Here is a 10506-nt window from a genome sequence, read left to right as displayed (position 1 = left end):
CCCAAGATACCCCACGGGATCGCATCCCAATCAGCAAAGTCTCTTCTCTACAACAACATAGACAGATGGGTGTTCTGATGCGCGGTTGTAGAAGTCGAGGTATCGGCCGATCGAGGCACGAGCCTCGCTGACGTTGTTGTAGGCCCTCAGGTATACCTCCTCGTATTTGACGCTGCGCCACAATCGCTCAACGAACACGTTGTCACGCCAGGCGCCTTTGCCATCCATGCTGATGGCAATGCCGTTGCTGGCGAGTAGGCCGGTAAAGTCCGTGTCGGTGAACTGCGAGCCTTGATCGGTGTTGAATATCTCCGGCTTGCCGTGACGTGCCAGAGCATCCTCCAGCGTCTCGACGCAGAAGGCTGCTTCCATGGTGATCGACAGCCGCCACAACAGAACACGACGTGTTGCCCAGTCCAGCACCACGGCGAGATAGACGAAGCCCCTCGCCATCGGGATGTAGGTGATGTCCATCGCCCAGACCTGGTTCGGCCGTGTGATCTCCATGCCGCGCAGCAGATACGGATGGATCTTGTGGCCGGGTTCCGGCTTCGTCGTGCGCGGACGGCGATAGAGCGCCTCTATCCCCATCCGCCGCATCAGCGTCTTGACATGCCGGCGGCCGATCTTGCACCCCTCGGCAGCCAGCAGGCCTCTCAACATTCGCGAGCCGGCGAAGGGAAACTCCAGATGCAGCCGGTCGAGACGCCGCATGATCGCGAGATCGGCGTCCGGCACCGGACGCGGCAGGTAATAAATGCTGCCCCGGCTGATCTGCAGTACCTCCGCCTGCCTGGTGATCGACAGATGGTGCTCACGGTCGATCATCGCTTTGCGCTCAGCAATCCCGCCTTGGTGAGCGCTCCTTCTAAAGTCAGCTCTCCGATCTTGGCGTGCAGCGACTTCACGTCGATCGCAGGCGCGGCGGGCGCAGCGCTGCCAGGTCCAAAAACTCCGCACGCGCCGCCTTCCAGCTGCGCCTTCCACGCCGTGATCTGATTGGGGTGGACGTCGAACTGCTCGGCCAGTTGAGCGATCGTCCGGTCGCCCTTGACGGCGGCAAGCGCCACCTTCGCCTTGAAGGCCGGTGTGTGGTTCCGGCGTGCTCGTCTGCTCATCGTCGCTCCTGATTCGCAGGCATCAGCGTGCCCGCTGTCAGGCAGAAACTCCACTTATCGACCTGTTCAAATTTGCGGAGCCGGCTCTGTCAACCGGGCCCAGCGCGTCCTTTGAAGTGGACCCTATCCTGAGGCCAGCATTATCAGGCTTTTCTATTCGGCAGGCCTTTCAGAACGCGTAGCGTTTTTTCGACATTGGACTACTCTGAGAGACAATGATAGGGACCCCCGCGGTTTCTCCAAATTTGGCACCTGCAGACGCAGACGAGTTATGCGAGATACACAAATCACATTGTTCAAATGAGCCGGGTTTATTGAATTGAAAACAAAATTACATCGCGAGAGACGCGCCTTCGGAGAAGACACCAGGAACGATAAGACAATAGAAACGGATGCTCAAACTCGATACATTGAGACGCGACGCTTACTCAACAGACACATGACAGACGGCACACAAAATTAGCAATACAGGCGTTATACCGAGACCCAGAACTGAACAAAGAGAAATGACCGGAACACAGGTGCAATAAAGACGAGAGGTGGTCGCAAACACAAACACAAGGGACATCTTGAAAACGCCATACGGCGAAGCCAACAGACCCTCAAACAGGAACGTCAATCCCTACAGAAGGCGAATCTGGTGGTGACGCCTAGCGTCCCATCCTTCGAGAGAAACTCAACGATCGTCAAGCAGCACCTCCGTGACAGCCACCACGTCAAATGAGCCGAACCGCGTCCGTTTGAAAATGTCGTCATCTTCATCATAACCGATAAAGTCGGCATCGGGAATGACGACGCAACCTGCAATGTCGCTCCTCTCGACTTTCGTGCATCCGACAGCATGATACTTGCGCACTATGTCATCCTTGCTATCATAACCGTTCGGCGGGATATCCAGCACGAGCAGTTTGACACTGTCATCGTGGTCGACAAAGCGCATGTAGTCCGGAATGTAACTTAGGCTTCGCTTTCGTCCACATTCTTGTGCCGACGATAGTGGCATATATGTGTATAGTAACCTCCGGACTTCGTGCGCGCCATCTGAGTTGAGGTCCGTAATGATTCGCTCTAAGTTGTTGGTCATGGTCGGGTCATTGAGGCAGGGATAAGTATAGAATTCATCTAGCACATCTTCTCCGAGGTCGTCGTAGGCCTTCTCGGTCTTCCCCATCCACGCATCATCGTCTTCAGGGTCAATCCCATGAGCTTCCGCGGCGGCTCGAGCCCAATCACGTTGGCTCGGACACAGTGTGTTGTTGATGAAATTATTGTATTTGCTCGTCTGGGTCCGAATGTGCTCTCCTAGGTCTTCGGTGTCGGTGTCGGGAGCAATGAACCATGGGCGATCGTATGGAGGAAGAGACATCGTGAAAGAAAGGTGCAAGGTGGCGGCGGATGATGAAAATGTTAGTTGTTTGTGAGTGACGAAAGATAAGGTAACGGGCTTTGAATAGCATGCGGGTTTAAATACACGACGCGGCACGGGTCGCTTTCGGCTGATTACACCAACCAAGAATGTGTTCTCCCCCGAAGCTGGCCCTTTCGGCATCAACAGATCCCTGTCACTTTCTGGTTCGCTGCGCGAATGAGTATTTGGCCGTCACCACACGGAACGCTAAAGGTGCGCCTCTCGAACTGTAGCGCGGGCCAAGCCTCGCACAGACGGCGCAACTCTGACGCATCCAAAAGACGCCCCTTTACTGCACCGCAACGGCAGCACCCGGTTGGCTTTATTTAGATTGCGCCCCCTTTCCTGACGTAACAGCCAAGCATCCGTAGTTGCAATCAAACTCCGTTGTTTCACCATTCTCACCGCGGGTCGACATCAAAGACCTCCTGCGTTCTGCGAAAAGCCATCAAGTCTCGCGATCGTTTTCGCCAAAAGCCCACATCGCAGCTCTTCCAGAATTCTTGCGGTGACTTGCTCTTGGAAAAGGAATGTGAGGGCTAACGGCTGCACAGAAGCTACGACTCTACGCGACCTAATGGACACATCCAAAAGCTGTCCCTTTATTCCACCGCAAAGGCACAACTGACGGTTGACGAATTAAACACTAATCACCTCTATATAAACGGGCCACTCTTACAGTCCGCCACACAGCGAGCCGGATAGTATCTGTCCTAGACATCGCACCTTCACTATGGCCGACAACTATCCAGCCTACGAGCGCCCTCAATTTGAGAGCGTCTGCCTAACGGGTGTGACCGGAGACGAGCTTCGCAAGGAGCTCAAGAAGGCACTAAAAAAATACCGTAAGCAGCACCTCCCCAAAGTCCAGAAAGCCCAGGGCAAGTGGGTGGCTGCGGCGCGGGCTTATGAACAAGCTGCGGGCCGTACTCCGCGGGATTTTGGGGCGTTCGGAACCCAGCCCTGTATGACAGAGTCTCCACTCGGTGGCGCCAATGAGGCCATCGAAGTTGACAACCTCTCGGTCGCTGCTTCAGACCCCCCCCTCTTGTATGTCTATTTGCCTACTGACCTTGCACAACCCTGTGTTGCAGACAGGAGTTTCCAGGAACTACCAACTAAATATTGCCCCGGGGTTGTGATTGCAATGAACTGCCGGCCATATGATCCCTTCATCTCTGCTACATCTATATCGGGTAAGTACCACAGCCGATGGTGCACTAATGTCGAGCGCGAACAGATGCAATATTTCCTCGCTATCGTTCAGACCGACCGCTTCCGTTTCGCAGGGGACGAAGTATGGACTCGGGATACGACGAGAGGACGGTTCGACATTGTGGCCCATGGACAGATGAGCTGGCCTCCCCCTATGCCTCCCACCGACTGGCCGAGTGCGTCTGGTTGGGAGGATTAGTGGGTCGCTCTCGCCGCTAATACACTAATGTTGGGTTCTGGCCTCCTCGTAGAAATGCATTCGGTTCTATTTGTGTCGGTTCGTTCCTTAGCTGTATTGTTGTTGTTTCCATCTTCGTTGTTATGCTTTTGCGCCCCTGGCGTTCATGGTGGTGGCGTGGCATGGGGCCGTGCGACACTGGAGTGATCAAAGCCGCACCAGTCCGTTTTACTTGTTTTATTTTATTTTGTTATGGGTTGTAAGCGTTTGTTGTTGTTCTCGTTATTTCTTCTTTTACGCCTCCGGCGTCATGTTGTTGTACTGTTCACTGAATTCAATTTCTTTCGTAAACCCGAGTAAGTTGTGCCTGAACTATAGCGAGAGCTTTAAAAGCTCTCATCATCCAATCTAACTTACGATGTAAACGTCACCTCGGTTTTTTGAGCCGCGACTTCCGGACTTGCGCGAAGCGCAAGCCTCGCGCGGAGCGCGAGCCGGAAGTCGCGGCTCAAAAAACCGAGGTGACGTTTACATCACAATATATCCTGGGGGCACCGCAGCGGCGGCCCAATAAGCGTCGTTTTGATCCTACCTCTCGTGGCAAGAGGGACAAGCGAGGTTCAGATCTCTTTGAAGGGATCTGCTCCTGTCTACGCTTGACCACACGCTTAACTCGGACGTGGTGAAATGGACCCCGATTGTGGGACCACGTGGTTAGTTGGAACGCGCCGCTCCGTTTGATAGACGGAGCGCATGATGACGACGAAGACGAGACGCAAGATCGACGCGGCACTGAAGGCAAAGATCGCTGTGGAAGCCGGGAGCAGGCGACGGTGGCCGATCTGGCCCAGCGCTATGAGGTTCACCCGAACCAGATCTATGCCTGGAAGAAGCAACTGCTGGACCAGGCGGCCCGGGCCTTTGACGCGGGTGTCGGGCGGGAGAGCGAGGACGCTGAAGGATGAGGGGCTTCCGATCAATCGCAAGCGCGTGCAGCGGTTGATGCGCAGGATGGGCATAGCGGCGCTGGGACCGAAGCCGAACACGACAAGGCCGGTGCCGGGCCACAAGAGCTATCCCTATCTGCTGCGCAACATGATGATCGACCGGCCGAACCGGTGTGGGCGGCCGACATCACGTATCTACCCATCGGCCGCGGCTTTCTCTATCTCGTCGCCATCGCCGCTCCGCGTGGCGGCCTAATCCCGGCAGAGGCTCCACTTATCGACGCGGAAAGTCTGTTCAGACAAGCGGGACCAGCTCTAAATTGGGGTAAATAAGCGGCGCGCTCACCACTGAAATAAACGACACGTCTTGTTAAAAGGCCCGGCTTTATTTATGATACCACATTCATAGCCGTCGCATATGACGGTTACTAATACAACATTAAGAGCTCATAGAGCAAACAAAGAATTCAGAAACAACAAAACGCACAACACCACAAATACGCGCCAGGCCGATCTGTGGCGGCTTTGATCACGACAGTATCGCCCTCCCCCATGCCACCCCGAACGGGGGCACGCTGTCGACGGCAGCGATGAACCAGTTTTTTCCCGAAGCTTCAGGCGGAGGTTGGAGCGGAGATTGGGCCGATTTCACGTACTCGAGCCCGTGAAAGCTGCACTGATCAACAGCAAGGCGGGCATTCTGCTCAGTCAAATAGTAGTACATTGCTCGACCAGCAGCTCTGGGAAGCCGAAGAGTGTCTATTCTCCAGGCGGCCACGAGATAGGGCCCCAGCACGCCAGGAAGATCCGTGACGATTGGGCTGCCAACTGTCCACCGCGACATCGAGAGGAAGAAAAGGGAAAAACCGTTTAGTTTTGGCTTCTTGATCGAAGAAGAAACAAAGATTGTGGTGATAGAAAGACTTTGGTGATAGCAAGAGTAATGACGAAGATATAAATACGCGACTCGGATCCTTTAACCTTTTGCCTTTGCAAAGGGTGCTTCTTGGGCGAGGGTGACAGAACCGACCCTCGCATAAGGGAAGGGACAAATACTGTTCTAGCGGTGGACTACGACAGAAATAACAACATATTCTGTGCAGCAGTTAGCCCTCGCTATAGTTCGAGGGGCGCAACTTTTCGCGTTCTGCACTGGGGTACCCGGATTGCTAAGTCAACAACACGTCACATCTTTCCAAGAGCAAGTTACCGCTACGAATTCTGGAAGAGCCAGGTTAGTGCCGCTTCTCGGACAACGATGACAGAAAGTGACAGGGTTGGCATTGGAAAACGACAGAAAATGATATCCCTGATGTAAACGTCGCCTCGGTTTTTTGAGCCGCGACTTCCGGACTTGCGCGAAGCGCAAGCCTCGCGCGGAGCGCGAGCCGGAAGTCGCGGCTCAAAAAACCGAGGCGACGTTTACATGGAAATATATCCTGCCGCCGCCGCCAGTGGCAGCCGCGGCAGCGCATCGTGCTAAGCGCCTCGACCCCTGCCGCAAAGCAGAGCCGATCCAAGCTCGCCCGCACCTCTGCAGACGCTTCGTCGGCAACCCAGTCGCCCGCGGGCAGCCGGTGTGATATCTCTCGTCGCGGCGTTACTCTCCTTTGTGGAATCAGTGAAATGGACCCGCGGAGCAGATCGTGCCGTGGCGTGGTGTAGCTGGCGGTGGGGCACCGTGTTCACCGGCCAGAGCCGGGCTGTTCAGCTGGGATAGCCGGAAGGCTGACGTTGGAATCATCACTCAAGGGCGCGATCCGTTTCTAGCGCCAAGAGCTGGCTCCGCAAATTCGGACAGTAGCTTGAGTGGATTTTCTGCCTGACAGCGGCGAGGATTCTTGCCGCGAATCAGGAGCGAAGATGACGAAGAAGAGCCGCCGGACGCATTCTCCGGCATTCAAGGCGAAGGTTGCTTTGGCTGCGGTCAAAGGCGACAAGACGCTGGCGGAGCTGGCGCAACTGTTTGATGTTCATCCGAACCAGATCACGATCTGGAAAAACCAGCTCCTGGAAGGCGCCGCCGGCGTGTTTGGGCATGACAAGGCATCGGCCGAGACGCCGGTCGATTTGAAGGCGTTACATGCCAAGATCGGCGAGCTGGCGTTGGAAAACGATTTTTTGTCCGGCGCGCTCACCAAGGCGGGCCTGCTGAGCGCAAAGCGATGATCGACCGCGGTCATGATCTTTCTATCGTGCGCCAAGCGAAGGTCCTGAAGCTGGCTCGTGACCTGCCCCTGAAGTTTCACCCAGTAGCGGTTAGAGTCTCGGCGGATGTTACGCCGTTTGGCGCGGTGTGAGCAACGTGCGATCGGCGGAGCTGGTCGGGGTTGCGCAGCCGATCGCACGTTGCGGTGAGGTAGGCGGCATAGGCCGCAGGGGCCAGATAGCCGAGCGAGGAATGCGGGCGTTGGCCGTTGTAGTCGCCGACCCAATCCGCAATCTTGGCGCGGGCGTGATCGAGGCCGAAGAACAAGGTTTCGTTGAGAAGCTCGTCCCGCATCCGGCCGTTGAAGCTTTCACAGAAGCCGTTCTGCATCGGCTTGCCCGGCGCAATGAAGTGCCAGTCGATGTTGTTCTCCTCCGACCAGGCCAGCATGGCATTGCAGGTGAACTCGGTGCCGTTGTCGGAGACGATCATGCCCGGCTTGCCGCGCTGATTGATCAGCGCCGTCAGTTCGCGTGCCACCCGCCGCCCCGGGATCGAGGTGTCGGGGATGGCCGCCAGACATTCCCGGGTCACGTCATCGACGATATTCAGGACCCGGAAGCGACGGCCGCTGGCGAACTGGTCGTGGACAAAATCCAGCGACCACCGGGCGTTCGGCCGAGCCTCGACCAGTATCGGCGCTCGGGTGCCCACGGCGCGGCGGCGGGCTCGGCGCTTGCGCACGCTGAGGCCTTCCTCTCGATACAGACGGTAGATCCGGTTCCGCCCGGACGGCTCGCCCTGCTGGCGAAGCAGCACGAACAGCCGGCGGTAGCCGAACCGCCGACGGGCATTAGCAAGCTCGCGCAAGTGGCCGCGTAGTTCGGTGTCCGGCGGTCGGCACGATCGGTAGCGAACCATCTTGCGGTCAGCGCCGACGATGCCGCAGGCCCGCCGCTCCGACAGACCCATGACGCCTGCAGGTGCGCGACGGCTTCGCGCTTGGCGACGGGCCCTACCATTAATGGGATGACCCGCCCCGTCCTCTCAGTCAGACTGAGTTGGCTTTTGAAAGGAGGAAGCAATGAGGACACGGAACAAGCCCAGGCCGGCAACGGTGTTTGGGATCGACATTGGCAAGAACCTTTTCCACGTCGTTGGGCTCGACGCCGCCGGAATGCCGATCCAGAAGGCGCCCTTTCGGCGCGATACGCTCTTGCAGTTCTTCGAACGTGCAGGACCGGCTTTGGTGGGCATGGAGGCCTGCTCCGGCTCGCAATGGTTGGCCCGCAAGATCGCCGCCATGGGGCACACCGTTCGCATTATCCCAGCTCAATTCGTGAAGCCATATGTGAAGTCCAACAAAAATGACATCATCGATGCCGCGGCGATCGCCGAAGCCGTGACGAGACCAACGATGCGCTTCGTCGAGCTAAGGTCGCCTGAGCACATTGACCTGCAAGCGCTGCATCGTGTTCGCGATCGGATGATGTCGCAACGGACGTGCCTCATCAATCAGATGCGCGCTTTTTGCCTGGAATATGGGATCGCTATTCACCAGGGCGCCGGCAAGTTCAAGGCTGATCTGCCGAGGGTTTTGGCCGATCAGTCGAATGATCTAACCTCGGCGATGCGTCGCATTCTTGCATCTACATTTGACGAGCTGCGGCAGCTGGAGCTGCGGATTGCCGAGGTCAACCGCGAGATTGAGGCAATTGCCTCTCAAAGCGATAGCGCACGTCGATTGATGACCATCCCGGGCATTGGTCCGCTGGCCGCGACGACGCTTTTGGCAGCAGCTGGATCTGCCCGCCAGTTCAAAAAGGCCCGCGATATGGCAGCTTGGCTAGGTCTTGTCCCGAGAGAATATTCTACGGGAGGCAAAACGAAGCTGCTGGGGATAAGCAAGCGCGGCAATCGATATCTGCGCCGGATGATCATCCATGGCGCCCGTTCCTGCGTGACTCATCTTGATCGCTCGCGATACCGCCTTGGCGCGTGGCTTGATGGACTTCAGGCACGCATGCACACTAACAAGGTCACCGTCGCCTTGGCGGCCAAGATTGCGCGGATCGCATGGGTGGTGATGACCAAGCCCGGCGCAAGCTATGAACGGCGGGATCCGGCCTTTAGCTGATCCCGTTTGTTCCAGACTGCGAGGTTCGTGAAGGTGATGACGAAACAGTCGATCGGCGCGCCGTAAACCCTGTGCAAAAAAGCGGGCTTCGAGCCCGAACCATTTATCTGGGAACGGCACGCGCGGATCTCATCATGGCCTGGCCGCAACAGCGGCCCACTTGCAAGAGGCCGGATACATTTGTGCAGACTGCATCGTCCTCATTAAACGACCTTGCACGGGCGGGGCGGGTCATACATTTTTTGACAAAAGCTCGCGTAGCGCTGCAGCATCCAGCATCTGCTCGGCCAGCAGCTTCTTCAGCTTGGCGTTCTCGTCCTCGAGTTGCCGCAACCGCTTGGCATCGGAGACGTCCAGACCGCCGAACTTCGCCTTCCAATTGTACAGCGTCGCTTCAGAGACGCCATGCTTCCGCGCCAAATCGGCAGCCTTCGCACCTGCCTCATGCTCACGTAGCACGCCAATAATCTGCTCTTCCGTAAACCTGGCTCGCTTCATCTGTCCGTCCTTCAGAAGGCCGGACTCTAACTTCAACTGGAGGAAATCGGCAGCGGCAGGTCACTCGCAGCACGGTCTACTATGAACCTCGGCCAGTTTCGGCCGAGGACCTTGCCTTGATGCGTCGGCTCGATGAGCTGCATCTCGATTATCCCTTCGCGGGAGCGCGTATGCTGCGATCGTTGCTGCGGCGGGAGGGCGTATACGCCGGTCACCGCCACATCGCGACGCTGATGAAGCGCATGGGGATCGAGGCGGTCTATCGTCGCCCGAACACGAGCAAGCCGGCAACGGGCCACAAGATCTACCCGTACCTGTTGCGCGGATTGAAGATCGAGCGGCCCGACCAGGCGTGGGCAATGGACATCACCTACATTCCGATGCGGCGTGGCTTCGTCTATCTCGCGGCGGTCGTCGATGTGTTCAGCCGACGGGTCCTGGCCCATCGCGTCTCGATCACAATGGAGGCCGCCTTCTGCGTCGAAGCGGTCCAGGAGGCGTTGGCGAAGCACGGCAGGCCCGAGATTTTCAACACGGACCAGGGCAGCCAGTTCACCAGCCTCGAGTTCACCGATGTGCTGCTGGACGCGAAGATCGCCATCAGCATGGACGGCAAGGGCGCCTGGCGCGACAACGTGTTTGTCGAGCGGCTCTGGCGCACGGTCAAATACGAAGAAGTTTATCTCCGCGCCTACGACAGCGTGTCCGAGGCGCGAGCGTCAATTGCCAAGTATCTGGCCTTCTACAATCAGGGACGCCTATAGCGCGACAATCTGGATGGGAAGCGCGCGACAATCAGGATGGCGAGTCGGTGTCGCGGCGAGGTGATGATTGCCGCGATGATTGTCGCGCGCAA

At 57.2% G+C, this 10506-nt stretch carries 5 protein-coding genes and 6 pseudogenes; 7 read left to right on the top strand and 4 right to left on the bottom strand.

The window, feature by feature from the left end:
• Positions 1–84: 84 nt before the first annotated feature.
• Together IVA82_RS40495 and IVA82_RS40490 are read right to left on the bottom strand one after the other, a co-directional pair.
• Positions 85–1118, bottom strand: a pseudogene (locus IVA82_RS40495) (IS3 family transposase); the annotation flags it as partial.
• A gap of 676 nt (positions 1119–1794) precedes the next feature.
• Positions 1795–2667 carry a RolB family protein gene (locus IVA82_RS40490; RefSeq protein WP_247493865.1) on the bottom strand — a complete coding sequence of 291 codons (873 nt, stop codon included), beginning with the start codon at positions 2665–2667 and terminating at the stop codon, positions 1795–1797.
• Between the two features lie 592 nt (positions 2668–3259).
• Here IVA82_RS40490 and IVA82_RS40485 point away from each other — a divergent pair.
• The 5 genes and pseudogenes from IVA82_RS40485 to IVA82_RS40470 form a co-directional block, all read left to right on the top strand.
• The gene (locus tag IVA82_RS40485) at positions 3260–3940 is read left to right on the top strand and encodes a RolB family protein (RefSeq protein ID WP_247493864.1); all 681 of its coding nucleotides are present in this window, start codon (positions 3260–3262) and stop codon (positions 3938–3940) included.
• Positions 3941–4752: 812 nt separating this feature from the next.
• Complete coding sequence (locus IVA82_RS49255) at positions 4753–4884, top strand: transposase (protein WP_247493863.1); 132 nt, start codon at positions 4753–4755, stop codon at positions 4882–4884.
• A gap of 10 nt (positions 4885–4894) precedes the next feature.
• Positions 4895–5100, top strand: a pseudogene (locus IVA82_RS40475) (IS3 family transposase); the annotation flags it as partial.
• Positions 5101–5675: 575 nt separating this feature from the next.
• Positions 5676–5798 (top strand): hypothetical protein, encoded by a 123-nt coding sequence (locus IVA82_RS48690; protein ID WP_256469798.1) that lies wholly within the window; start codon positions 5676–5678, stop codon positions 5796–5798.
• Between the two features lie 931 nt (positions 5799–6729).
• Positions 6730–7094 (top strand): annotated as a pseudogene (locus tag IVA82_RS40470) (transposase); the annotation flags it as partial.
• A 17-nt stretch (positions 7095–7111) separates the two neighbouring features.
• Here IVA82_RS40470 and IVA82_RS40465 read toward each other — a convergent pair.
• Positions 7112–8037, bottom strand: a pseudogene (locus tag IVA82_RS40465) (IS3 family transposase); the annotation flags it as partial.
• A 62-nt stretch (positions 8038–8099) separates the two neighbouring features.
• Here IVA82_RS40465 and IVA82_RS40460 point away from each other — a divergent pair.
• On the top strand, positions 8100–9152 hold the full coding sequence (locus IVA82_RS40460) for an IS110 family transposase (RefSeq protein WP_247493862.1): 1053 nt from the start codon (positions 8100–8102) through the stop codon (positions 9150–9152).
• A 240-nt stretch (positions 9153–9392) separates the two neighbouring features.
• On the opposite strand, the pseudogene IVA82_RS40455 reads toward IVA82_RS40460, so the two are convergent.
• A pseudogene (locus IVA82_RS40455) lies at positions 9393–9650 on the bottom strand (transposase); the annotation flags it as partial.
• 56 nt (positions 9651–9706) lie between these two features.
• On the opposite strand from IVA82_RS40455, the pseudogene IVA82_RS40450 reads away from it, so the two are divergent.
• A pseudogene (locus IVA82_RS40450) lies at positions 9707–10408 on the top strand (IS3 family transposase); the annotation flags it as partial.
• Positions 10409–10506 lie beyond the last annotated feature (98 nt).

The organism is Bradyrhizobium sp. 142 (assembly GCF_023074015.1).
Lineage (GTDB): Bacteria > Pseudomonadota > Alphaproteobacteria > Rhizobiales > Xanthobacteraceae > Bradyrhizobium.
The sequence above is the reverse complement of the archived record's forward strand: the minus strand, read 5'-3'. Positions and strand labels throughout refer to the sequence as shown.

What these genes read in the sequence shown, in the direction of transcription:
- IVA82_RS40460 (WP_247493862.1), top strand. Translation starts at nt 8,100, where the DNA reads ATGAGGACACGGAACAAGCCCAGGCCGGCAACGGTGTTTGGGATCGAC.
- IVA82_RS40485 (WP_247493864.1), top strand. Translation starts at nt 3,260, where the DNA reads ATGGCCGACAACTATCCAGCCTACGAGCGCCCTCAATTTGAGAGCGTC.
- IVA82_RS40490 (WP_247493865.1), bottom strand. Translation starts at nt 2,667, where the DNA reads ATGCCGAAAGGGCCAGCTTCGGGGGAGAACACATTCTTGGTTGGTGTA.